We start from the raw sequence: 22,124 nt of genomic DNA on the forward strand, positions 1-22,124 counted from the left end.
TCGCGGACCCGTCCATCCTCGTCATCCCCCGTTGTCGGCTCGCCGAAACGCCCACTGGTGGCGCGGGGGCTCCTCAGACGCGCGGGGCCAGCCGGAAGACGGGGAAGTCAGGCGCGACCTCGAGGATGCGGGCGTCGTCCGACCTGGCGGTCAGCCCCTCGACGAACTGGCCGACCTCCCAGCCCCACTTGCGCAGGTACTCCCTGATGACGGCCACGCGCTCCGGCACCGGGACCTCGGTCAGGCTCACCTGCTCGACGCGGCGTCCCACCCGCAGCTCCACCTCGCCGGCGACCCGGGCGTTGCGCACCCACTGGCTGTGGCCACGCGGGGAGACGAGGTAGCGCTCCTCGTCTAGCGTGAGCAGGTTGACGGGGGTGCTGCGGGGCGTGCCGGTCGTGCGGCCGCGGACGGTGAGCACTCGCGAGCCCATGATGCTCAGCCCGTGGCGGGTGAGCCAGGCGACGAGCGAGTTGAAGCGCAGGGTGGCGACGGTCGGAGCGACGTAGCGGGACATGGGTTCCTCCAAAGTGTGAGCACTGCTCTCGTATGCCGCAACCCTAGGGGCGACTGAAGCGCGAGTCAAGAGCAGTGCTCTCACTTTGCTAGGGTCAACTGGTGCCCACCGCCTCCGGACCCGTCCGTCCCTCTCGTGCCGAGCGCCGCGAGGAGGTCTGGGGACGCATCATCGAGAGCGGTCGCCGGCACCTCGCCGAGGAGGGGGCGGCAGCCCTGTCGCTGCGCGCGGTCACCCGAGACCTCGGGATGGTCTCGAGCGCGGTCTACCGCTACGTCGCCAGTCGTGACGACCTGCTGACGCTGCTCGTGGTCGACGCCTACACCGAGCTGGCCGACGCGGTCGACGCGGCATCCGGCTCGGCCCGAGGCGGTTTCGTCGCTCAGGTGGTCACCCTCGCGACGGCGATGCGTCGGTGGGCGCTCGCCGAGCCCGCCCGCTACGCCCTGCTCTACGGCAGCCCGGTGCCCGGCTACGAGGCTCCCGGGGAGGTGACGGTCGGGCCGGGCACCCGGGTGCTGCTGCGGCTGGTGCGGCTAATCGACGAGGGCGTGACCTCGGGGGCCGTGCCGGCCGGGGCCGGCCGGGTCGCGCTGCCCCGGGTCTTGGGCCCGGACCTCGAAGAGATCAAGGCCCAGGTCGGGGCGCAGGCCGCTGACGCCCCGACGATGGCGCGCGGGGTCTTCCTCTGGACGGCGCTGGTCGGCGCCGTGAGCAGCGAGGTCTTCGGGCACCTGGGGGCCGAGACGTTCGCGCGGCCCGAGGTGGCCTTCGAGCACCAGGTCAGGCTCGCCATCGCGGTGGTCACCGACCCCTGAGGGGCCTCCGCCTCACTCGGCCTGCTGATCGCGGCCGAGCTCCTGCTGTCGCGCGTCCTCGCTCAGGCGGGTGACCGCGATCCCCGTCTCGAGCACGACCCGGACGACCACGAGGCAGGCGAGCCCGGCCAGCGGACCCACGACGACGAGCACCAGCAGACCGAGCAGAGGATCCTGCTCGAACGCGTCGAACGAGTAGCCGAGCCACCCGATCACGATCAGCACCATGGCGAGCACGTAGGCGCCCGCGGCGATCGAGGGGGTCACGAACGACGTGAACGAGCGGTCAAAGAGCTTGCCCAGGAAACCAGTGAGGGGGGACGGGGTAATGGGAAAGCCGGTGACGCTGGGGCCGTAGGCGCGACCACCGGGGCCTGCCGGTGGGCCGGCCGGTGGGCCATACGAGAAGGTCGGCGGGGCCGGCGCCGGCGCCCAGGACGGTGAGCCGTAGGGAGGCTGTCCCCCGTAGCCGCCGTAGCCCTCTCCGCTGCCGTACGGCGCCCCCGTGGGCGGTCCGAAGCTCGGCTCCGCCGCGCCGTACCAGGGCTGCTCGGGGGAGGGGGTGGGCTGGGTCGTGCCGTAGGTCGGCTGTTGCGTGCCGTAGGTCGGTACCTCAGGCGTCACCTCTGGCGTCACCTCGGGGGTCACCGGGGTCAGCGGGGTCACCGTGGTCTCGTCGGAGTTTCCGTAGGTGGGCGGCTGCGTCGACATGGGTGCTCCTGGAGGGTGGGGGCTGGGCGGTCAAAACCCTGGGCCGTGCGCCGCGGTGGCTCAGGCCAGCCGACGTGGCCCGTCGCTCGAGTCGTCGGGGCCCGGCTCGAAGGTGAGTACCGCCTCGGTCCACCGGACACCGGCCTCGGTGAGGGCCGAGGTGACGGCATCCGCGAACTCGCCCGCGGCAGACATGCCCTGCGGCTCGCCGTAGGCGTAGTCGAAGCCGACCACGCCGAAGACGGTGGTGGGCATGGTGGTCGGGCCGGGTCGGGCGGCATACCGGGTGTCGCCGGACCCGCTGTGCAGCCAGGCGAGCGCCTCGCCGGGCTGGACCGCGACGGCGTCGACGACGGCGACCCGCTCGGCGGCCGCCGTCAGGAAGGGGCCCACCGTGACGGCATCGCCCTCGATGGTCAGGGAGCGGCCGAGGGTGCGCAGCCGACGGTCGGTGAGGCCCTGGGCCACGGACTCGCCCGCACCGCGCACCGTGCTGGCCGTGCCGATGGCGACCCCAGCGGCGGTGCCAGCGGCGTCACGCGCCGTCCCGGCGGCGGTGCGGGCGGTGTCGGCGGCCCGGCCCGCCGCCTCCTTGGCCTGCTCGGTCAGCTCACGTCGCCCGTCCCGGTCGCGCAGGCGCCCCAGCCCGCCGAGCGACCGGCGGATGGTCGGGGTCACCAGGGCGATGGCGACCAGCACGACGAGGACGATGTAGATCTTGAGCACGATGACTCCGGGCGGTTGCGGGGGTGTAGCAGGGTCTGGCGGTGCTCACGAGGCTAACCGACGGGCCCCCGGTCGCGGTGCGGCTCAACCGGGATACCCACTCAGCCCGCATACCGGCTGAGGAAGGCGGCGATCAGCGGCGCGGCGCTCCTGCTCCCCGACTGCCCCTCCTCGACGTAGGCCACGACCGCGAGGTCGCCCTTGCCCGCGACCATCCACGCGTGGGTCAGCGGTGGGGTGGCCGTGCCGAACTCGGCCGTGCCGGTCTTGGCCAGGGTGACGCCGTTCGGCGCGAGCACGCGACCGCTGCCCTCGGTGACCACGGCCCCCATCAGGGACCGCAGCGACGCGGCCTCGGGGCCCGTCAGGGGCTTGGCCGGTCGGGGGAAGGACGACACGGCCGGGTTGTCGTAGACCAGTGCAGGCCGCACCACCGAGCCCTTGATGACGCTGGCGACGACGGTGGCCATGTCCATCGGGGCCACCTCGACCTGCGCCTGACCGATCATCGAGGCGGCGTGCGTCGTGCCGGTCCCGGTCGCCGGGACCGACCCGAGGTAGGCGGGGATGCCGAGGTCGAGGTCGACGCCGATCCCCAGCGACGCGGCCGCCTCGGCGAGACCGGCCTGGGTGATCTTGGCCTGGTTGGCGATGAAGGCGGTGTTGCACGAGTTGGCGAAGGCCGTGCGCAGCGCGATGGTGCCGATCTTGTCGGCCGGGTAGTCGTCGTAGTTCTTGAAGCTGCGCCCGTCGACCGTCACCGTCGGTGTGCACGCCACCGGGGTGTCGGGGGTCAGACCGGCCCGCAGCAGGGCCAGTGCGGTCACGATCTTGAAGGTCGACCCTGGGGCGGCGTGCCCTGTGGTCGCGACCTGACCCGAGGCCGCGGGCCCGTTGGCAGCGGCGACGACCTCGCCCGTGGAGGGGCGGATGGCGACCAGCGCCGTCGGTGTCGTGGTCTGCGAGCCGAGGGCCGCCTCGGCGGCGACCTGCGCCCCGAGGTCGAGAGTCACCCGCAGCGGCGTGCCGTCGGTGGCGTCGCGGGAGAACAGCTCCCGGGAGACCTTCTTGCCCGCGGCATCGGTGCCCACCGCGTCGACGGTCAGGCCCTGCGTGCCGCGCAGCCGGGCGTCATACCGCTGCTCGAGGCCCGACAGGCCGACGACGTCACCGGCCTTGAGCGTGCCGTTCGACGCCGAGATGATCTCGGCCGTCGCCTCTCCGACGGTGCCGAGCATCGCCTTGGCGAAGGTCGGCGTCGGACCCAGCACGTCAGAGGCCGGTATGGAGACGCCGCCCGGCACGGCCGACACCTGCGCCGCGCGCGACGTCGCGAGCGGGTCGGTGGCGCGCACCGTCAGCCCGACGACGAAGGCCTTGGCGCCCGCTGCCGTGACGCGCTTGGCGAAGCCCGCGCCGTCGATGCCGATCACCTTGGCCAGGGCCGCCGCCGACCCCGGTGCCTGGGCCGAGGTGATGCGTCCCTTGTCGATGCCGACCTGGAAGACGTCGCGGCTGGTCATGAGCGGGGTGTTGCCGGCCCCGACGATGTCGGCGCGCTTGCCGGAGGTGCGGCTCACCGTCAGCTGCTCGGTGGCCGTCAGGTCGGGCGCGAGGAGGGACGGCGTCCAGGTCGTGTGCCAGGTCTTGTCAGCCGCCAGGGTGAGCGTCGCGTCGACGGTGTAGGTCCACGTCGCAGCCGTGGTCGCAGTGGTGGCCGAGGTGGTGGTCGCGCTCGCGCTCGGGGTGGCGGTCGACCCCGTGGCGGCGTCGGTCGACGAGAGGGCCCAGGCCCAGGTGAGCGTGGCCGTGGCCAGCTTCTGGTTGGTCGGGTCCGTGGTCACCGAGGTCACGGCGACGGTGCGCCTGACGGACTTCAGGTCGCCCACGGCGGTGGCGACGTAGGTCGTGGCCGCCTCGCCCGTCGAGCCGTCGAAGGGGATCGCGGTGAGGGCGCCGTTGGCCAGCCCCGCCGCGAGGGCCTTGGCGGCGTCGTCCGGCCCGGGCGGCGGGCTGATCGTGTCGCACGCGGCCAGCGCACCGACCCCGACCACGAAGGCACTCAGCGCAGCGACGGTCGTCGGCCTCCCCGGTCTCATGCCGCCCATCCTCACACGTCCGCCGGTGAGCCCGGCGAGACCCGTGAGCAGCCGACGGGGTCAGGTCACAGTTGCGTCTCGGGACGCAACCCTGCGGGGTCTGGGGCGTCTTCCCTCTGACGACCACAGCCCACCGGCTCACGGCGTCACGAGCCCGGGCGGCGTCGCCACGGGAAAGGGGAACGCACCATGCTCCGTCCGAACTGCCTCCTGCTGGCGATCAGCGTCGCCGCCCTCGCTGCCCTCACCACGGGGTGCACGGCCGCCAACCCCGGAGCAGCCGCGACGGCGCCCTCTCCCGGCGCAGCGTCGAGCAGCCCCGCGCGCACCCCGCCCGCCACCATCTCGAGCCCCGCGTCCCCCAGGGCAACCACGATCCCCCCGACCTCCGCAGTCACCGTGGTGGCCACGCCTTCCACCTCGACCATCCCGCCGGCCGTCACCCCGCCGGCGACGGCCACCCCGACCCGGCCGGAGACCGTCGTGCCGGTCGGCCTCGCCGGGCGCTGGGCGGTGCACGACGCCGTCGTCGACGTGCGCACCGACGGCACCGGCGTCATGTCCATCCACGGCTGCGTCCCCGGCATCCCCGCCTGCACCGTCGTCAGCGACCTCCGGGTGCGGCCCTACTTCGGCGGTCTGATCCTCAGCGTGCAGCACAGCTACGCCCTCGACACCGCCGGGCGCCGCGTGGCGCTGCCGGCGACCTTCGATGCGCGGGAGGCCTACCAGTCGCCCGGCGACTACAGCGTGATCGTGCCGTTCACGGCGCAGGACTGGCCGTATGCCGTGCCGGCCACGAACGCCCTGCTGGCCCACGTCTACAACTGGCAGGTCGTCCACGCCGGTGGCCACCCGTCGGCGACCACCGACACCAGTGCGCGGATCATCCGCGACCTCGACCACTTCCCCGCGCAGGAGCGCGAGTCCGACTTCTTCGGCGCCTGAGCTCGTGGACGGCAGCCCCGGTGCGAGGCGCGAGGCTCATTGCTGTGGCCGGGCTCAGCGGGCGGCGACCGCCGCCGCGATCCGACCCAGCGCCTCCTCGAGGATCACCCCGGTGGTCGCGAAGTTGAGCCGGGCGAAACGGTGCTGCGGGGCGCCGAAGGCTGCGCCGTCGCTCAGCGCCACCCGAGCGTGCTCGAGCAGCCACGGGGCCGGCTCGGTGTCGAGGTCGAGGGCCGAGAGGTCGAGCCAGGCGAGGTAGGTGGCCTCGTTGAGACGGTGCTCCACCCCGGGCATGGCGGCGACCGCGTCGGCGACGAGCCGGGCGTTGGCCGCGAGGCGCTCGCGCACCTGCGCCAGCCACGGGCCGCCGTGCTCGTAGGCCGCGAGGTTGGCCTCGATGCCGAGCGTCCCGACGCCGATCGTCTTCTCGTGCGGGATGGCCCGCCAGGCCGCCGTGTCGGCCTCGCTGCTCGTGACGACCTGCGCGCACGCGAGCCCGGGCAGGTTGAACGCCTTGCTCGCCGACAGGACCGTCACGGTGTGCGCGGCGGTATCCGGCGACAGCGCGGCATACGGGAGGTGGGTGCCCTCGAAGACGAGGGGTGCGTGGATCTCGTCGGAGACGACCCTGGCGCCGTGGCGCTGCACCACCTCGGCCAGCCCCGTCAGCTCGTCGTGGGTGTGGACGTGCCCGAGGGGGTTGTGCGGGTTGCACAGGATGAGGGCGCGCGCCCCCTGCAGCAGCGCCGACTCGATCGCCTCGAGGTCGAGCACCCACGGGGCGTCGTCGGCGGGGGTCGCCCGCAGCATCGGCACGGGCACGACCTCGCGGCCGCGCAGACGGACGACGTCGAAGAAGGGCATGTAGGCGGGGGTGGGGATGACGACCGGCCCGTCGTCGCACAGCGTGTCGAGAGCGAGGCCGACCCCGCGCACGACGTTGGGCACGAGGTGCACCTGCGAGGCGTCGACCGCCCACCCCAGCTCGCGGCCCAGCCACCCGGCGAGGCCGGCCCCGAGCCCACTGGCCTGCGCGTCGAGCGGGTAGCCGAGGCACTCGTCGTCGACGGCGCGGCGCACGGCCTCGAGGACGGCGGGCGCGGTCGGGAAGTCCATCTCGCCCACCCAGAGCGGCAGCACGTCGTCGGGGTAGTGGCTCCACTTCAGCGTGCGCCGAGCCCGCAGCTGCGCGGGTGAGAGGGCGTCGAGGTCGACGAGGGACTCCATGGTGCCCATCCTGCCCCAGTCGTCGCTGGTGCCCGACTCACGCCCGACTCACGCTCGCACCCAAGCCCGACCCGAGCCCGACCCGAGCCCGACCCAAGCCCGGACTCATCCCTCGCCCAGCGCGAGGGGGCCCCCGATGGCCTAGGTTGGGGTCATGTCGCGCCCGCATGCCGCTGCGATCGTCGAGGACGCGTGGCACCGCCAGATGGATCGGGTCCTGCGCCGCCGCGGCTGGGGAAACCGGGTGATCGGCCACGTCGGCTACGGATCCACCGACTTCGTGCGGATCTTCGCCCGCGTCGTGCTCAGCCGCAGCAGGGACGACATCGACGACGGGGCGGCCCACGACCCGGCGCCCGACCGCTCCTACGGCGGCATGCGCTCGCTCGAGGCGCGGCGCCGTGGGTGGCGGGTCTTCTTCACCGTGGTCGCGATGGACGTGCCGGTGACGGTGAGCGTCGGCGGGCACGTCGCCCACGCCCGCAGCGACCGCTCGGGCCACGTCGACCTGACCTTCCGCGGGCACGGTCTCGCGCCGGGCTGGCACACGGCCACGGTGCGCGCCCAGGGCGGTGACCCGGTGGTCGTCGACGTCTTCGTGGTCGGCGACGACCTCACCTTCGGGCTGGTGAGCGACATCGACGACACCGTGATCACGACCATGCTGCCGCGCATGTTCCTCGCGGCGTGGAACACCTTCGTCAAGCACGAGGGCAACCGCCGGGTCGTGCCCGGTATGGCGCCGCTCTACCGCGAGCTGCTCGCCGTGCACCCGGGTGCGCCGTGCGTCTACGTCTCCACCGGTGCGTGGAACACGGCGCCCGCGCTCACCCGGTTCCTGCGCAACCACGGCTACCCGCTCGGGCCGCTGCTGCTCACCGACTGGGGCCCGACCAACACGGGCTGGTTCCGCAGCGGGAGCGAGCACAAGCGGCAGTGCCTCGACCGCCTGGTGCGCGACTTCCCGGGGGTGAGGTGGCTGCTCGTCGGCGACGACGGCCAGCACGACGTCACGGTCTACAGCGACTTCGCCGAGGCGCGGCCCGAGTGCGTCGAGGCGGTGGCCATCCGCCAGCTGACGCCGACCGAGCAGCTGCTGTCCCACGGCATCCCCGTGCCGACCGACGAGCTGTCGCGCTCGACGCGGGTGCCGCGCGAGATCCCGATCTTCTACGCCCCCGACGGGTTCGGCCTGCTCAGGATCCTGAGGCAGGCGGGCAAGGTCGGCGGGTCGCGGGGAGACATCGCGCCACCACCGGCCGACATCGAGTCCTGACATGATGAGGTCGTGCCCGAGCTGCCCGAGGTCCAGGCGCTCGTCGACTTCCTCGGCGAGCGCACGCAGGGACTCGCCGTGGCCTCCCTCGAGCTGGCGTCGTTCTCGGTGCTCAAGACCTTCGACCCCCCGCCGTCGTCGCTCGCGGGGGCGCCGGTCGACGGCGTGAGCCGGCACGGCAAGTACCTCGACCTCGACATCGACGGCACCCACCTGGTCTTCCACCTCGCCCGGGCCGGCTGGCTGCGCTGGTCCGACCAGCTGCCCCAGACGGTGGTCCGCCCTGGCAAGGGGCCGATCGCGCTGCGGCTGCGGCTGTCCGACGGGTCGGGTTTCGACCTCACCGAGGCTGGCACGAAGAAGTCGCTCGCCGCCTACCTCGTGCGTGACGTCACCGACGTCGAGCGCATCGCGAGCCTCGGCCCCGACCCACTGGCCGCCGACTTCTCGCTGGACCGTTTCGCCGCGATGCTCGAGGGCCGGCGCACCCAGGTCAAGGGGCTGCTGCGCGACCAGCAGTTCCTCGCCGGCATCGGCAACGCCTACTCCGACGAGATCCTGCACGTGGCCCGCATGTCACCGTTCGCGATCGCCGGCAAGCTCTCGGAGCCCGACGTGCAGCGCCTGTACGAGGCCCTGCGCACCACCCTCACGGGCGCCGTGACCGCGGCCTCGGGCAAGCCCGCGAAGGAGCTGAAGGACGCCAAGCGCGAGGGCATGCGGGTCCACGGTCGCACGGGTCAGGTCTGCCCGGTGTGCGGGGACACGGTGCGCGAGGTGTCCTTCGCCGACAGCTCGCTGCAGTACTGCGCGACCTGCCAGACCGGCGGCAAGCCGCTCGCCGACCGGCGGATGTCGCGGCTGCTGAAGTAGCCGGGAGCACGCGCTGCCGCGGCGGCGCACTAGGCTTGGCCGGGTGAGTGCGCGCCTGGTCGACCCCGCCGTGGTGGCGGCTTCATACCGCGACGAGGTGCGCGCCGACGTGGCCGAGATCAGCGCCGCCCGGGGGCGTCCACTGCGCATCGTCGGCCTGCTCAGCCAGGCCGAGGGGCCGGCCCACACCTACGCGCAGTGGGCCGCCCGCGGGGGCGCCGACGTCGGGATCGACTTCGAGGTGCGGCACGTCGCCGCCGAGGACGGCTTGGCTGCGGTGGCCGAAGCGAACGTCGACCCGCGCGTCGACGGCATCTTCTGCTACTACCCGCTCGCCGGCCCCACTGACGACCCGTGGCTGCGTGAGCTGGTCGACCCCCGCAAGGACATCGAGGGCATGCACTCGTTCTGGAGCCGCATGCTCTACGAGAACAGGCGGTCGATCGACGCCGGCCACCGGGCGATCCTGCCCTGTACACCGCTGGCCGTCCTCAAGCTGCTCGACGAGGCCGGGCTGCGACGCACCGGCGACCAGGCCCCGCTCCAGGGGGTCACCGCCTGCGTGATCAACCGCAGCGACGTCGTCGGCCGCCCGCTCGCGGCGATGCTGGCCAACGACGGCGCCGAGGTCGTCTCGCTCGACGAGTCGAGCACGGTGCACTTCGAGCCCGCGATCGGCCGTCACGCCCACTCGGTGCGCGACAGCGACGAAGACCGGGCCTCGGCCCTGTCCCGCGCCGATGTGGTGATCACGGGCGTGCCGTCCCGAGCCTTCCCGCTGGTGACGGCCGACGAGATCGCCGACGGCGCGATCTGCGTCAACTTCAGCCAGTTCCGCAACTTCGACGAGTCGGTGATGGCCAAGGCGTCGGCCTTCATCCCCCGGGTCGGCCCGATGACGGTGACCATGGCCATGCGCAACCTCGTGCGGCTGGCGGCACTGAGCGACTGACTGCCTGAGTGGGCCGCGGCCCGCTCAGATGGTCGGTGGCGTGAGCCAGGCGTGCACGAGCGGCACGACAGCGGCGCCCTCGCCGGATGCGGCGGCGACGCGCTTCATCGAGGTCACCCGGATGTCGCCGGCGGCGAAGATGCCCGGCACCGTGGTCTCGAGCGAGTCGGGCGGCCGACCCTCTCGCCACAGCGCCGACGGCACGTCGCGACCGGTGACGACGAAGCCGCGGTTGTCTCGGGCGACGCTGTCGGGCAGGAAGTCGGCGCAGGGCTCGGCGCCCAGCAGCAGCACCAGCCCGGAGGCCTCCACCCGCTCGGTGCTCGAGTCACGTCGGTCGCGCAGCACCAGCCACTGCAGCCACCCGTCGCCCCCGCCGTCGACGACCTCGGTGTGCGAGCGCACCTCGATGCGCGGGTTGGCCGTCACCTCTCGCACGAGGTAGTCCGACATGGTCGCGGCGAGCCCCTCACGTCGCACGACGATCGTCACCTGCGCGGCGAAGCGCGCCAGGTGGACCGCAGCCTGCCCGGCCGAGTTGCCTCCGCCGACGACCACCACGTGCCGTCCGGTCATCGACGGCGCCATCGTCGTCGCCGCGCCGTAGGTGACGCCGAGCCCCACCATCGCCTCGATCGGCTCCACCCCGAGCCGCCGGTATGCCGCGCCGCTCGCCACCACGATGGCGCGCGCCCGCACGACTCCCCCGTCCTCTAGCACCACCTCGTGCGGGGTCTCCCGCGCGTCCGAGGCCACGAGCGAGCCGACCGGCGTGCCGACGAAGAAGCGAGCACCGAAGCGCAGGGCCTGCATCCGTGCGCGCTGGGCCAGCCGCATACCGGAGATGCCGCGGGGGAAGCCGAGGTAGTTGCGAATCATCGAGCTCGTGCCCGCCTGGCCGCCGACGGCCTCGGACTCGAGCACGACCGTCGCCAGGCCCTCGGACGCGCCGTAGACGGCCGCTGCCAGCCCAGCCGGGCCGGAGCCGATGACGAGCAGGTCGGCCACGAAGTCGGGGCCGAGGTCTGCCGGCGAGCCGTACATCGCAGCACCGAGCTGAGCGAGGGTCGGCGCGATGCTGACGTCCTCGGGTCGCACGACGGCGGGGTCGAGACCTTCTGGTCGACGAAGCACGTTGTGCACCAGCGGGAAGCGCGCATCCGACCCAGCGGCGGCAACGATGGCCCGGCCGACGTCGGAGTCGGCGTGGTACTTGCGGTGGGGCAGCCCCATCCGCTGGAAGTAGTCGAGCAGCTGCGCCACCTGCGCCGACTTCGCGTCGAAGACGACCTGGATACCGTCGATCTCGACCGCACCGGTCGACCAGGTCCAGTCGGAGAGCAGCTCGCCGACGGCGCTGTGGAACTCCTCGTCGCGGGGGGCGGTCGGGATGGCCAGCCACGCGTCGAGCCGACCCTCGGCCAGGGCCTCCCGCAGACGGGGCAGGGCCGCCGCGTAGCGGCCGTTGGGCAGCAGGGCGATGCGCCGTGCGGTCGCGGAGATCCGGTGCACCGCGTCGAGCGCCGCCAGCCCGTCACCGTCGGGCAGCTCGCTCTGGGCCGACACCAGCGCGATCGCCCGCTCCTCGTCGACCAGGCTCTGGGCCCGGGCCAGCAGCTCGCTCGCCGTGCCGACCAGCTGCACGTCGTAGTCGTGGCCGTAGCGGGAGGTGAAGACCTCCTCGACGGTGGCCTGCCGCTCGGGGTCGGCGGCCAGCAGGATGACGGGGCGGCCGCTGGCGCTGAGGGGGTTCATGTAGCCACCAACCGCACCATGGGCAGTGGTGTTCCGGTGGGCGCACGAGGACCGGGCCGCTCGATCAGCCGGCGATCGCCCGCGCGAGATCCACGCCCGACCGCCACGCACTCTCCACCCGCGGCGCTGCCCCCGGGCTCCACTGGTCGCCGGCGAGCCCGAGCCGCCCGTCCCAGTGGTGCGTCGTCTCGTGGGCGGACGCCGGCTTGGCCAGCGTCCACCGGTGCGCGTGCGTCCACTCCGGCTCGCCGACCCCCAGCAACCGGCGCAGTGCCGTGACGACGACGGGCGCCACCCCGTCCGGCTCGGCCAGGTGCTGCCGGGCCAGAGGCGTGGTCGTGTGCGCCACGAGCACCGCCGCGCCGTCGCCGCGCCGCGACCCGTCGTCGGCGACGAAGGTGAGGTCGGGGTCGTCGCCGACGAAGCCCGCGTCGAGCTCCCAGGTGCGCTCGGCGAAGCCGCACGCCACCGCGATCACCGCGTCCGACTCCACCCACTCGACCCCTGGCACCTCACCGACCAGCGTCGACGCCTGGGCGTCGGGCATCGCCAGCACGACCGGCCCGTCCCGCTCGCGGTCGAGCAGGGCGACGACCTCCACCGCGGTCACGTCGTGGCGCAGCTCGACATCGACCCTGGTGAGCACGTCGCGCACCACCGTCCGCAGCCCGCCCGGCGTCGCCCACCGCATCGGCCCGCTCTTGCTCGTCGGGGCGCCCGGATGCGGATCGGCCGACACGAGCGCGAACGTGTCGGTCCACTCCCGCACGAGGCCGCGTGACTGCCAGTCCTGCACCACCGCAGCAAAATCCGCGTCCCGCACCGTGAAGTAGCCCGCGCCGAGGTCGACCCGACGGCCGTGCACCTCTGGCGACGCCATCCGCCCGCCGGGGGCACGACCGCGGTCGAGCACGCGGCACGGCACGCCGAGCCGCCCCAGCTCCGCCGCGCAGGCGGCGCCCGCGAGGCCACCACCGACGATCGTCACCACGTCACTCACGGTCACTCACCACGCCTACCCTCTGCCCCTCAGTCCGTGCGGAGTCCCGCGGGCCAGCAAGCCGCGCGGCGTCCGGGGCGCACGCCCCGACCCTCCGGTGACAGAATCGTCGCATGACGATGCAGCAGCTGTCCCCCGCCGACCTCGCCGACGACGCGCTCGTGCTCGACGTGCGTGAGCAGGACGAGTGGGACGAGGGCCATGCTCCCCACGCCGTGCACATCCCGCTCTCCCAGCTCGCGGAGCGCGTCGGCGAGCTGCCGCAGGTCGACGGCACGCTGCCGGTGACGTGCAAGGCGGGCGGTCGCTCGGCGCAGGCCGTGCAGTGGCTCGCCCAGCAGGGCCACGACGTCGCCAACCTCGACGGCGGCATGATGTCGTGGGCCGCGGCCAGCAAGCCGATGGTCGCCGAGAACGGCGCACAGCCGCGGGTGAAGTAGCCGTGCAGATCCTCTCGATCCAGTCGCACGTCGCCTACGGGCACGCTGGTAACTCGGCCGCCGTCTTCCCGCTCCAGCGCCTCGGGCACGAGGTCTACCCAGTGCTGACGGTGACCTTCTCCAACCACACCGGCTACGGCACGACCCGAGGGCCGCTCATCGCCCCCGACGACGTGCGTGCCGTCATCCAGGGCGTCGAGGACCGCGGTGCCTTCCCGGGAATCGATGCCGTGCTGTCGGGCTACCAGGGGGCCGAGGCCGTCGGTGAGGTCGTGCTCGACGCCGTGGCCCGGGTCAAGGCCGCCAACCCGGCCGCGGTCTATGCGTGCGACCCCGTCCTCGGTGACGTCGGCCGTGGTTTCTATGTGCGAGAGGGCATTCCCGGCTTCATGCGCGACCACGTCGTGCCGGCCGCCGACCTCGTCACCCCCAACCAGTTCGAGCTGGAGTTCCTCTCCGGCCGCGAGATCGCCACGCAGGCCGACCTGCTCGCAGCCGTCGAGGTGGTGCGCGCCACCGGGCCGCGCACGGTGCTCGTCACCAGCGTGCTCACCAGCGACACCCCGGCGGGCGAGATCCAGATGGTGTGCGTCAGCGACGAGGGTGCGTATGCCGTCTCGACCCCCCTGCTCGACATGACGGTGCGCGGCGGCGGCGACGCCACCGCCGCGATCTTCCTCGCGCACACCCTCACCGACGGCCCGCGCACCGCGCTCTCGCGCACCGCGGCCACGATGTATGCCGTGCTCGAGGCCACCCACGCGGCCGGCCGCGAGGAGATGATGCTCATCGGTGCCCAGGAAGCGATCGCCCACCCCGACGAGCGCTTCGCGGTGACCTCGCTGTGACCACCCGCCCGGCGACCACGCTCGCCGTCACCGGCTCCACGGGCCAGCTCGGAGGGCGCCTGGTCGAGGTCCTCGGCGACGCGGTGACCCACCTCGTCGTCCGCGACCCGGCCCGCGCACCGCAGCTGCCGTGGAGCCCACCGGTGCGGGTCGCGGCCTACGGAGACGGGGAGGCGGCCCGGGCGGCACTGGCGGGTGTCGACGTGCTCCTCATGGTCTCCGCCTCGGAGTCGCCCACCCGCCGCGAGGAGCACCGCACCTTCGTCGAGGCGGCGACGGCGGCCGGGGTCGGGCACATCGTCTACACCTCCTTCGCCGGGGCGTCGCCCGACGCGCTCTTCACCCTCGGGCGCGACCACGCCGACACCGAGGCCGCGATCCGCGATAGCGGCATGACCTCCACGCTGCTGCGCGACAACTTCTACGCCGACGTGCTGGTCCACTTCGCCTCCGACGACGGCGTCATCGCCGGGCCCGCCGGTGACGGTCGCGTCGCCCTCGTCACCCGGCAGGACTGCGCCGACGCCCTGGCCGCGGTGCTGCGCGACCCCGCGTCGCACCGCGGGGCGACCTACACGCTGACCGGGCCCGAGGCCGTGACCCTCACCGAGGCGACGAGCAGGATGAGCGAGGCACTCGGGCGCAGCTACCGCTTCGTCGACCAGGGCCTCGAGGAGGCGTATGCCTCACGGCGCCAGTGGTCGCAGGAGCAGTGGCAGCTCGACGCGTGGGTGAGCACCTACACCGCCATCCGCGACGGTGAGGTCGCCGAGGTCACCGGTGACGTCGAGCGGCTGACCGGTCACCCGGCCAGCCCGCTCGAGGCGGCCCTGCGCCCGTAGCCCGGGCCCCGTCAGGAGGCCACGACCGCGCGCCGGAACATGGGCATGCTCGCGCCCAGCGGCTCGGCGTGGGCGTCGACGCCGTCGAGCTCCCACATCGACCGCACCCGGGTGAGGCGTCGGCCGGCGCAGTCGACGGTCTCGAGGTGGGCGGCGTCGCTGTCGGGGATCACGGCCTCCGGTGACGGCACTCCGGTGCCGAGGTGCAGCAGCGCCATCGCGGGTCCGGTGAGCGAGACGCCGACCCGGGCCCCCTCACCGGCGGCGAGGGCGTGCAGGATGCCGCCGGCCAGCAGGTAGCCCGCGCCGTGGTCGAGTGCCTGGGCCCGCAGTGCGCCCGGGGTGCCGTCGGGTCGGCGCTCGAGGTGGGCGATGCCGCTCGCCGCCTGCACGATCGAGTCGAAGCCGCGACGGTGCGACCAGGCGCTCGAGCCGGGCCAGGCCGAGATGACGGCGACGACGAGGTCGGGCCGACGCTCCAGCAGCTCGGGGGTGTCGAGGCCGAAGGCGGCGAGCGCACCCGGGCGGTAGCCGGTGACGACGACGTCGGCCCGGTCGACGAGGTCTCGCACCAGCTTGGCGTTGAGGCGCAGGTCGACCACCGTCGAGTGCTTGCCGGCGGCGGAGTCGAGGTGCGCCATCTCCATCTCGGGCAGCTGCGGCGGGTCGAGGCGCAGCACGTCGAGCCCGAGGGAGGCCAGGGTCTTGGTCGCCACCGGGCCGGCGATGACGCGGGTGAGGTCGAGCACGCGCACGGGCCGGCTGGGGTCGCGCGCGTCGTGGGCCGCCGGGGGCCCCGGCAGGTAGCGCAGCAGCGGCGCCCCGGCCATGCCGGGGACGGCAGCGAACTCGGCCGGCGTGCGCACCTGCACGGCGATCGCCCCGGCGGCGTTGGCTCCGCTCTCGATCTCGTGCGCCGACCGCTCGCGCACGGCAGCGGCGACGTCGTCGCGGCTCGGCGCCTCCGTCAGCCCCAGCAGCTGCGCCAGCCGCTGTCGGTGCCACGGGTAGTTCGCGTGGGTGCGCACCCACCCGTCGGCCGCCTCGAAGAAGCCCGACAGCGGGTCGAACCCCGCGAAGCCGACGCCGTCGAGTGCGACGTGCGACGGGCTGCGGAAGCAGGCCCCGACCCGCCCGGGGTCGACCGGCAGCTCGTGCCCGATGAAGCGCGCGGCCTCGCTGGCGCAGAAGGCCACCGCCCCGAGGGCGAGGTCCTCCACGCGCAGCTGCGAGTCGAGGGCCGTCGTCCCGCCCCCGACCGGCGCGAGCGGCTCGAGGTTTCCGACAGCGGCCTGAGCGAGAGCGGCGACCGCGGCCGCCGATGAGGAGAGGGGCACGAGCCCACCGTACCGGGGTCACCGTGCCCTGAACTGGCCCCGCACTCGCACTCGACGCTGCGTCGCGTCGGGCCCTACCCCCCGACGCGACACGGCCTACGGGAGTATGCGGCAATATCGGGTGTGCGCTAGAGAGCCGCATACGCTGCGATCCATGGACCCGATCCGCAACCCGTATGCCCCCGGCGCCGGCCAGCGGCCGCCCGAGCTCGCGGGCCGCGACGCTCAGCTGCGGCAGTTCGACGTCGTGCTCGAACGCGTGGCCCGGGGTCGGCCCGAGCGCTCGATCATCAACACCGGGCTGCGCGGCGTCGGCAAGACGGTGCTGCTCAACGCGATGCGCTCGCAGGCGGTACGCGCCGGGTGGGGCACGGGCAAGCTCGAGGCGCGTCCCGACCACGGACTGCGACGACCGCTCGCGGCGGCGCTGCACGTCGCGGTGCGCGAGCTCGGGCACCCCGCGGGGGCGTCGAGGGACCAGGCCGACGAGGTGCTCGGCACGGTGAAGGCCTTCGCCCTGCGCGAGGCCCCCGCCGCCAAGGTGCGCGAGCGGTGGAGCTCAGGCATCGACGTGCCCGCCACCACGGGGCGCGCCGACTCCGGCGACATCGAGATCGACCTCGTCGAGCTGCTGACCGATGTGGCCGGGCTGGCGGCCGACCGCGGCAGCGGTGTGGGCGTCTTCATCGACGAGATGCAGGACCTCGGCCCCGACGACGTCTCGGCCCTCTGCGCCGCGTGCCACGAGATCTCGCAGCAGGGCCTGCCCCTGATCGTCGTCGGCGCGGGGCTGCCGCACCTGCCGGCGGTCCTGTCGGCCAGCAAGTCCTACAGCGAGCGGCTCTTCCGCTACTCGCGCATCGACCGGCTCGACCGTGCGGCCGCCGACCTCGCGCTCGTCGCCCCCGCCGCTGACGAGGACGCGCAGTTCACCCCCGAGGCGCTCGACGCGATGTACGAGATCACCGCCGGCTACCCCTACTTCGTGCAGGCCTACGGCAAGGTCGTGTGGGACCTCGCGCCCGGCTCCCCGATCACCGCCGACGACGTGCGCGTCGCCGCCCCCGAGGCCGAGGCCGAGCTCGCCGTCGGCTTCTTCGGCTCCCGCCTCGAGCGGGCCACCCCCGCCGAGCGCGAGTACCTGCGGGCGATGGCCGACGTCGCCCTGCCCGAGGAGACGCCGCCTCCCACCGCCGACTCCGCTGCCTCCGAGGGGGACTCCGTCCCGACGGCCGCCGTGGCCGCTCTCCTCGACCGCAAGCCGCAGTCCCTGTCGCCGGCCCGCGACGGCCTGCTCAAGAAGGGCCTGATCTACTCCGGCGAGCGCGGCCGCATCGCCTTCACGGTCCCCCACTTCGGCCGCTACCTCCGCTCGACGGGGTAGGCCGCGCCCAGGCCGGTCAACCCGAGCCCGCCGACCCGCTCAGCCCACCGGCACCTCGGTCTCGCGCCCCCGACGTCGACCCCGCTCCGCCGGCGGCTCCCCGGTGAGCGCGTAGCCCATCACGAGGTCCTCGTGCGCGGTGCGCGTGTCGAGCACCGCGACCAGTCGACCCTCGTGCATCACGGCGATCCGGTCGCTGATGCGCACCAGCTCGGTCAGGTCGTTCGAGAGCACCACCAGCGCCTTGCCCCGGGCGACGAGCTGCTCGATCACCCGGTAGGCCATCTCCTTGGCGCCGACGTCGACCCCCCGGGTCGGGTGGCTGAGCACGACGACCGAGGCGGTGGTCTCGGCGACGGCCACGATCGAGGCCTTCTGGCGGTCGCCGCCGCTGAGGCTGCCGAGGGGGTTGTGCAGGTTGGAGGTCTCCATGTCGTGCTCGATGGCCCGCACGTAGGCGAGGTGCAGCCTCCGCTCGTCGTCGAGGTGCTCCTGGCCGGTGGTGAGCACGTCGGACTGCCGCATCTGCAGGGTCTCGGGGTCGGTGCCACCGACGTAGGCGACAGCCCCCTCCTGCCCGTCCTGCGCGGGCACCAGCTCGGTCGACACCGTCCGTGCCTCGAGCCGCCCGGCGAGGGCCTCCACCAGCTCGTGGGCGCCCGAGTGCCGCAGACCGGCGACGCCGAGCACCTCGCCGGCGTGCAGGTCGAGGTCGAGCGGGGCCACGGCCCGCGAGACGCTGAGGCCCTGCAGGGAGTAGAGGATCTCGTCCCGCTCACGCGGCTCGCGCTCGGGCACATCGAGCTCGCGGCCGAGCATGGCCCGCACGAGGTCGTCCATCCCGACCCGTCCGGAGACCACCGGCTGGACGACGACGCCTCCGCGCAGCACGACGATCCGCTCAGCCAGCGCGGTGACGTCCTCGAGCCGGTGCGCGATGTGGATGATCGAGCAGCCCAGGTCGCGCAGGTGCCGCGCCGCCTCGTGCAGCTGGGCGATCTCGAGGTCGTTGAGCACCGCCGACACCTCGTCGAAGATGACCAGCCGGGCACCCTCGGCCTGCACCCGCAGCACCTCGGCCAGCGCCTGCCCGGCCGGGTCGAGGTCGTGCAGCGGGCGGTCGAGGTCGAGGTCGAAGCCGCTGCGGGCCAGCACCAGCGCGGCCCGCCCGAGCTGCTCGCTGCGGGGGCGACCCGCCAGGACGGTGTGGCGCACGAGGTTCTCCAGCACGGTCAGCCCGTCGGGCACGGCGAAGTCCTGCTCGATGACGCTGATGCCTGAGGCACGAGCCGCGGCGACGTTCGCCGGGCGGTAGGGCCGCCCGTCGAGCGTCATCGACCCGCTGCGCGGGCTCGCCGCGCCGCAGATCGTCTGCACGAGCGTCGACTTGCCCGAGCCGTTGCGGCCGATCAGGCCGACGATCTCGCCGCGCCCGATCTGCAGGTCGACACCCTTGAGCACGTGGCGGTAGCCGCGGTACTGGTGCAGCTCCGAGATATCCAGCAGTTGCATCGTGTCCCCGTCATGCCGAGCGGGTGCTGCGGCGCAGCGCCCGGTCCAATCCCCGTGGTCACGCGATTGTAGCCACGCCGGTGCGTGGTCAGACGTCGCGACGCCGGATCGCGACGACGGCCCCGCCGACCGCCAGCACGACCCAGGCGGCGAGGACCAGCGCTCCGGCCCCTGCCGACAGGTCGCCCGAGGGTGGCGTCAGCTGGGTGAACGACGCGACGGCGTTGGCCCTCACCACCGAGCCGCGCGTGGGCACGGCGGCCACCGTGGCCGCGATCATCCGCGTGGTGTTGCCTCAACGGCCCCGTGAGCTCAGCACACGGCCTACCGCCGCGCAACCTGTGGGGGCTACCAGTTCTCCATCGACCTGGTGAAGACCCCGCTCAGGTCGTCGTCGCTCGGCTCCTTGGGGCAGATCGCGAGCAGGCGCGACTGCGCCAGGGTGCCCTCGACGAGCGCCGACACGTCACCCTCGCCGAAGCCGACCTCGGCGAGCCCGCTGGGCTGGCCCACGTCGCGCATCAGGTCGATGAGCACCGACGGCAGGTCGTCACGCGGGTCGTCGGTGGGTGCGTGCTCCGGCGCGAGCAGCCGCGCCGCCGCCAGGTGCCGCTCCGGCGACGCGTCGAAGGTGAAGCGGAAGGCCTCGGGCGCGGTGAGCGCGACGGCCATGCCGTGCGGCACGATCGCCTCGTCGCCGGGGTAGTCGTCGGGGTGGAAGCCGTGCACCTGCCCCGCGATGGGGTAGGCGTTGGCGTGCGGCAGGTGCACCCCGGCGTTGCCGAAGCCGAGCCCGGCGAAGGTCGCGGCCATCGACATCTCGAGGCGGGCGTCGATGTCGGTGCCGTCACGGTAGGCCCGGCGGAAGGCTGAGGCGAGCAGGCTCATCGCCTTCTCGCTCCACATGTCGGCGATGGGGTTGGCGCCGCAGTAGGGCACTCGCTTGTCGGCTGCCTTCCGGGGAAACGAGTCGTAGGCGCGGGCGGTGTAGCTCTCGAGCGCGTGGCACAGGATGTCGAGGCCCGACGCGGCGGTGACACCGGGCGGCATCGTCGCGCTCAGCTCGGGGTCGACGACAGCGAGCACGGGGCGCAGGCGCTCGTGGCTGATGCCGGTCTTGACCTTGCGCGCGAGCACGTCGAGCACGCACACCGACGTCGACTCCGCTCCCGTGCCGGCCGTGGTCGGCACGGCGACGAAGGGCAGCAGCGGGGCCTGCGGCGCCCGACCGCCGCCCACGGGTGCGTTGACGTAGTCGAGCAGGTCGCCCGGCGAGGTGAGCATCAGGTCGACGGCCTTGGCCGTGTCGATGCTCGACCCGCCCCCGACGGCGACGACGCCGTCGATGCGCCCCATACCGCGGGCTGCGTCGATCGCCTCGTTCATGCTGGCATCCGTCGGCTCGACGTGGGCCCGGTCGTAGACCACGACCTCCACCCCCGCCGCGCGGATCGCCTCAGCGACCCGGTCGGAGACCCCGCTCGCGGCGATGCCCGGGTCGGTCACCAGCAGCGCCCGGGTCACCCCCAGCGCGGCCAGGTCGTGACCGACCTCGTTGCTCGACCCCGCGCCGAACTTCAGGCGGGGGGAGGCGTAGGTGAAGACCGATTCGTTGTCGCTCACGACGCCATCCTGCCCCATGGCCGTCGTCGCCACCCGCTGAGCCACGCCGCGTACGCTCCGGAACCACGGATCGCGACACCGGTCGCGCGACGAGACAGAGGAGGGATCGTGAGCGACGAGCCCGCCGCCATGCCCTGGGCCACGACCCCGTACGACGACGCCTGGCGCGCCTTCAGCGTCCGCTTTGCGTTCCGTCCGCGCTACGCGGAGCGTGAGCGGCCGGCGATCGACCCACCCGCGGGCGCCCTGGTGCTCGATCTCGCACCGGTCTTCGCCGCCGGACGGGCCCGGTTCGCCGCCGGGGTCGCCTGCGTCGAGGCCTCGGCGGCCCGGGTCCTGCTCGAGCTCGCCGGGGACGACGAGCTGCTCGCCCTCGACTGGCAGCACCCCGCCTACCGCTACTCGCCGCAGCGTCTGGCCGTGTCGGAGCTGACCCTGCCGGTGCCCGTCTTCCCCGATGGCGACTACTACGTGCACACCCCGGACGACCTGCGTTTCGGCACCTTCGGCCACCCGTGGCAGCAGACGCTGACCCTGTGGGGCGACGCGCTCGTCGACACCCTCGGGGTCGAGCTGGGCACCTGGCTGCCCGTCCGCCGCCCCTGACCCACCCCACCCACCTGCCAGCGTCCACGTGTTGCGTCAGATCGTCGACTCAGGCCTCGTCGCCGGCGAGGTCGGAGAGCCACGTGCGCAGGATCCGCTCGAGCGCGGCCCGGTCGCGGGGGCCGAGACCGGCGACGAGGGCGTCCTCGTTGGCCACGTGGTCGTCGAACGCCGCGTCGACGACCCGGCGCCCCTTCGCGGTCAGCCGCACCCGCACCACCCGCCCGTCGTCGCCCCCGCGCCGCACGCGCCGGACGAGCCCGCCAGCCTCCAGCCGGTCGACCCGCTTGGTCGCGGCGCCGGTGGTGATCATCGTCGTGCGGGCCAGCTCGGCGGGCTGTCGCTCGTAGGGGGCCCCCGCCCGGCGCAGCGCGCAGAGCACGTCGAACTCGCCCTCGCCCAGCCCGTGCGCCGCGTAGACCGGCACCAGGCGTGAGGTGAGCACGGCCCCCAGACGGTGCAGGCGCCCGATCAGCTGCTGGGGGCCGACGTCCAGGTCGGGCCGCTCACGCTCCCACTCGGCGACGATCCGGTCGACCCGATCGGCACCCTCGACCGGCTCGGCGGGCTCTGGAGGGGCAGACGGCATACAGGGACCTTATCGCTTCCACGGAAGCGTATGCTTGCTTC

Annotated in this window: 22 protein-coding genes; 10 read left to right on the top strand and 12 right to left on the bottom strand. The window is 73.6% G+C overall.

All coding sequences use genetic code 11. From position 1 onward, the window contains the following. Nucleotides 1-73: 73 nt before the first annotated feature. Nucleotides 74-517, bottom strand: a complete 444-nt coding sequence (locus V3N99_11770) for a nitroreductase family deazaflavin-dependent oxidoreductase (GenBank protein ID MEO3937421.1) — start codon at nucleotides 515-517, stop codon at nucleotides 74-76. Between the two features lie 101 nt (nucleotides 518-618). On the opposite strand from V3N99_11770, the gene V3N99_11775 reads away from it, so the two are divergent. Continuing rightward, nucleotides 619-1,335, top strand: coding sequence for a TetR/AcrR family transcriptional regulator (locus tag V3N99_11775; protein ID MEO3937422.1), 717 nt, complete (start codon nucleotides 619-621; stop codon nucleotides 1,333-1,335). 12 nt (nucleotides 1,336-1,347) lie between these two features. Here the strand turns inward: V3N99_11775 and V3N99_11780 are convergent, their stop codons facing one another. The 3 genes from V3N99_11780 to V3N99_11790 all read right to left on the bottom strand — a co-directional run bounded on the left by V3N99_11780 (nucleotide 1,348) and on the right by V3N99_11790 (nucleotide 4,871). After that, nucleotides 1,348-2,046 (bottom strand): DUF4282 domain-containing protein, encoded by a 699-nt coding sequence (locus V3N99_11780; GenBank protein MEO3937423.1) that lies wholly within the window; start codon nucleotides 2,044-2,046, stop codon nucleotides 1,348-1,350. 60 nt (nucleotides 2,047-2,106) lie between these two features. Continuing rightward, nucleotides 2,107-2,772: a hypothetical protein gene (locus tag V3N99_11785; protein ID MEO3937424.1), complete on the bottom strand. Its 666-nt coding sequence runs from the start codon at nucleotides 2,770-2,772 to the stop codon at nucleotides 2,107-2,109. Nucleotides 2,773-2,873: 101 nt separating this feature from the next. Continuing rightward, a complete protein-coding gene (locus tag V3N99_11790) occupies nucleotides 2,874-4,871 on the bottom strand; it encodes a penicillin-binding transpeptidase domain-containing protein (protein MEO3937425.1) in 1,998 nt (665 codons plus the stop codon). Between the two features lie 189 nt (nucleotides 4,872-5,060). Between V3N99_11790 and V3N99_11795 the strand changes: the two genes are divergently transcribed. Continuing rightward, nucleotides 5,061-5,819, top strand: coding sequence for a hypothetical protein (locus V3N99_11795; GenBank protein ID MEO3937426.1), 759 nt, complete (start codon nucleotides 5,061-5,063; stop codon nucleotides 5,817-5,819). A 54-nt stretch (nucleotides 5,820-5,873) separates the two neighbouring features. Here V3N99_11795 and V3N99_11800 read toward each other — a convergent pair whose 3' ends face one another. Then, the gene (locus V3N99_11800; protein ID MEO3937427.1) at nucleotides 5,874-7,046 is read right to left on the bottom strand and encodes an aminotransferase class I/II-fold pyridoxal phosphate-dependent enzyme; all 1,173 of its coding nucleotides are present in this window, start codon (nucleotides 7,044-7,046) and stop codon (nucleotides 5,874-5,876) included. Nucleotides 7,047-7,200: 154 nt separating this feature from the next. Here V3N99_11800 and V3N99_11805 point away from each other — a divergent pair, with 154 nt between their 5' ends. The 3 genes from V3N99_11805 to V3N99_11815 are packed head-to-tail and all read left to right on the top strand — an operon-like array spanning nucleotide 7,201 to nucleotide 10,147. Continuing rightward, complete coding sequence (locus V3N99_11805) at nucleotides 7,201-8,322, top strand: phosphatase domain-containing protein (GenBank protein MEO3937428.1); 1,122 nt, start codon at nucleotides 7,201-7,203, stop codon at nucleotides 8,320-8,322. Between the two features lie 12 nt (nucleotides 8,323-8,334). Beyond that, on the top strand, nucleotides 8,335-9,195 hold the full coding sequence (locus V3N99_11810; protein MEO3937429.1) for a DNA-formamidopyrimidine glycosylase family protein: 861 nt from the start codon (nucleotides 8,335-8,337) through the stop codon (nucleotides 9,193-9,195). 43 nt (nucleotides 9,196-9,238) lie between these two features. After that, nucleotides 9,239-10,147, top strand: coding sequence for a bifunctional methylenetetrahydrofolate dehydrogenase/methenyltetrahydrofolate cyclohydrolase (locus V3N99_11815; GenBank protein ID MEO3937430.1), 909 nt, complete (start codon nucleotides 9,239-9,241; stop codon nucleotides 10,145-10,147). 24 nt (nucleotides 10,148-10,171) lie between these two features. On the opposite strand, the gene V3N99_11820 is transcribed toward V3N99_11815, so the two are convergent. Both V3N99_11820 and V3N99_11825 read right to left on the bottom strand, forming a co-directional pair. Beyond that, nucleotides 10,172-11,902, bottom strand: a complete 1,731-nt coding sequence (locus V3N99_11820; protein MEO3937431.1) for an FAD-dependent oxidoreductase — start codon at nucleotides 11,900-11,902, stop codon at nucleotides 10,172-10,174. A gap of 64 nt (nucleotides 11,903-11,966) precedes the next feature. Next, nucleotides 11,967-12,908, bottom strand: a complete 942-nt coding sequence (locus tag V3N99_11825) for an NAD(P)-binding protein (GenBank protein MEO3937432.1) — start codon at nucleotides 12,906-12,908, stop codon at nucleotides 11,967-11,969. Between the two features lie 107 nt (nucleotides 12,909-13,015). Between V3N99_11825 and V3N99_11830 the strand changes: the two genes are divergently transcribed. Genes V3N99_11830 through V3N99_11840 form a run of 3 tightly spaced genes read left to right on the top strand, consistent with a single transcriptional unit; the run spans nucleotide 13,016 to nucleotide 15,032 of the window. After that, a complete protein-coding gene (locus V3N99_11830) occupies nucleotides 13,016-13,342 on the top strand; it encodes a rhodanese-like domain-containing protein (protein MEO3937433.1) in 327 nt (108 codons plus the stop codon). A 2-nt stretch (nucleotides 13,343-13,344) separates the two neighbouring features. Further along, entirely contained in the window at nucleotides 13,345-14,190 is an 846-nt protein-coding gene (pdxY, locus tag V3N99_11835; protein ID MEO3937434.1) for a pyridoxal kinase PdxY, read from the top strand. Further along, nucleotides 14,187-15,032: an SDR family oxidoreductase gene (locus V3N99_11840; protein ID MEO3937435.1), complete on the top strand. Its 846-nt coding sequence runs from the start codon at nucleotides 14,187-14,189 to the stop codon at nucleotides 15,030-15,032. Before pdxY ends, V3N99_11840 begins: the two co-directional genes overlap by 4 nt. An 11-nt stretch (nucleotides 15,033-15,043) precedes the next feature. Here the strand turns inward: V3N99_11840 and V3N99_11845 are convergent, their stop codons facing one another. Further along, nucleotides 15,044-16,369: a CoA transferase gene (locus V3N99_11845; GenBank protein MEO3937436.1), complete on the bottom strand. Its 1,326-nt coding sequence runs from the start codon at nucleotides 16,367-16,369 to the stop codon at nucleotides 15,044-15,046. 154 nt (nucleotides 16,370-16,523) lie between these two features. Between V3N99_11845 and V3N99_11850 the strand changes: the two genes are divergently transcribed. After that, a complete protein-coding gene (locus V3N99_11850; protein ID MEO3937437.1) occupies nucleotides 16,524-17,753 on the top strand; it encodes an ATP-binding protein in 1,230 nt (409 codons plus the stop codon). Between the two features lie 39 nt (nucleotides 17,754-17,792). Here V3N99_11850 and V3N99_11855 read toward each other — a convergent pair whose 3' ends face one another. The 3 genes from V3N99_11855 to V3N99_11865 form a co-directional block, all read right to left on the bottom strand. After that, nucleotides 17,793-19,265, bottom strand: a complete 1,473-nt coding sequence (locus V3N99_11855) for an ATP-binding cassette domain-containing protein (protein MEO3937438.1) — start codon at nucleotides 19,263-19,265, stop codon at nucleotides 17,793-17,795. Between the two features lie 88 nt (nucleotides 19,266-19,353). After that, nucleotides 19,354-19,545 (bottom strand): hypothetical protein, encoded by a 192-nt coding sequence (locus V3N99_11860; protein MEO3937439.1) that lies wholly within the window; start codon nucleotides 19,543-19,545, stop codon nucleotides 19,354-19,356. Between the two features lie 68 nt (nucleotides 19,546-19,613). Continuing rightward, on the bottom strand, nucleotides 19,614-20,888 hold the full coding sequence (locus tag V3N99_11865; GenBank protein MEO3937440.1) for a hydroxyacid-oxoacid transhydrogenase: 1,275 nt from the start codon (nucleotides 20,886-20,888) through the stop codon (nucleotides 19,614-19,616). 108 nt (nucleotides 20,889-20,996) lie between these two features. Here V3N99_11865 and V3N99_11870 point away from each other — a divergent pair, with 108 nt between their 5' ends. After that, nucleotides 20,997-21,494 carry a DUF2716 domain-containing protein gene (locus tag V3N99_11870; protein MEO3937441.1) on the top strand — a complete coding sequence of 166 codons (498 nt, stop codon included), beginning with the start codon at nucleotides 20,997-20,999 and terminating at the stop codon, nucleotides 21,492-21,494. Nucleotides 21,495-21,543: 49 nt separating this feature from the next. Here the strand turns inward: V3N99_11870 and V3N99_11875 are convergent, their stop codons facing one another. Next, complete coding sequence (locus tag V3N99_11875; protein MEO3937442.1) at nucleotides 21,544-22,083, bottom strand: MarR family transcriptional regulator; 540 nt, start codon at nucleotides 22,081-22,083, stop codon at nucleotides 21,544-21,546. Nucleotides 22,084-22,124 lie beyond the last annotated feature (41 nt).

Source organism: Dermatophilaceae bacterium Soc4.6 (genome assembly GCA_039889245.1).
GTDB lineage: Bacteria > Actinomycetota > Actinomycetes > Actinomycetales > Dermatophilaceae > Lapillicoccus.

What these genes read in the sequence shown, in the direction of transcription:
- V3N99_11770 (MEO3937421.1), bottom strand. Translation starts at nt 517, where the DNA reads ATGTCCCGCTACGTCGCTCCGACCGTCGCCACCCTGCGCTTCAACTCG.
- V3N99_11780 (MEO3937423.1), bottom strand. Translation starts at nt 2,046, where the DNA reads ATGTCGACGCAGCCGCCCACCTACGGAAACTCCGACGAGACCACGGTG.
- V3N99_11790 (MEO3937425.1), bottom strand. Translation starts at nt 4,871, where the DNA reads ATGAGACCGGGGAGGCCGACGACCGTCGCTGCGCTGAGTGCCTTCGTG.
- V3N99_11795 (MEO3937426.1), top strand. Translation starts at nt 5,061, where the DNA reads ATGCTCCGTCCGAACTGCCTCCTGCTGGCGATCAGCGTCGCCGCCCTC.
- V3N99_11800 (MEO3937427.1), bottom strand. Translation starts at nt 7,046, where the DNA reads ATGGAGTCCCTCGTCGACCTCGACGCCCTCTCACCCGCGCAGCTGCGG.
- V3N99_11805 (MEO3937428.1), top strand. Translation starts at nt 7,201, where the DNA reads ATGTCGCGCCCGCATGCCGCTGCGATCGTCGAGGACGCGTGGCACCGC.
- V3N99_11820 (MEO3937431.1), bottom strand. Translation starts at nt 11,902, where the DNA reads ATGAACCCCCTCAGCGCCAGCGGCCGCCCCGTCATCCTGCTGGCCGCC.
- V3N99_11830 (MEO3937433.1), top strand. Translation starts at nt 13,016, where the DNA reads ATGACGATGCAGCAGCTGTCCCCCGCCGACCTCGCCGACGACGCGCTC.
- V3N99_11850 (MEO3937437.1), top strand. Translation starts at nt 16,524, where the DNA reads ATGGACCCGATCCGCAACCCGTATGCCCCCGGCGCCGGCCAGCGGCCG.
- V3N99_11855 (MEO3937438.1), bottom strand. Translation starts at nt 19,265, where the DNA reads ATGCAACTGCTGGATATCTCGGAGCTGCACCAGTACCGCGGCTACCGC.
- V3N99_11860 (MEO3937439.1), bottom strand. Translation starts at nt 19,545, where the DNA reads ATGATCGCGGCCACGGTGGCCGCCGTGCCCACGCGCGGCTCGGTGGTG.
- V3N99_11875 (MEO3937442.1), bottom strand. Translation starts at nt 22,083, where the DNA reads ATGCCGTCTGCCCCTCCAGAGCCCGCCGAGCCGGTCGAGGGTGCCGAT.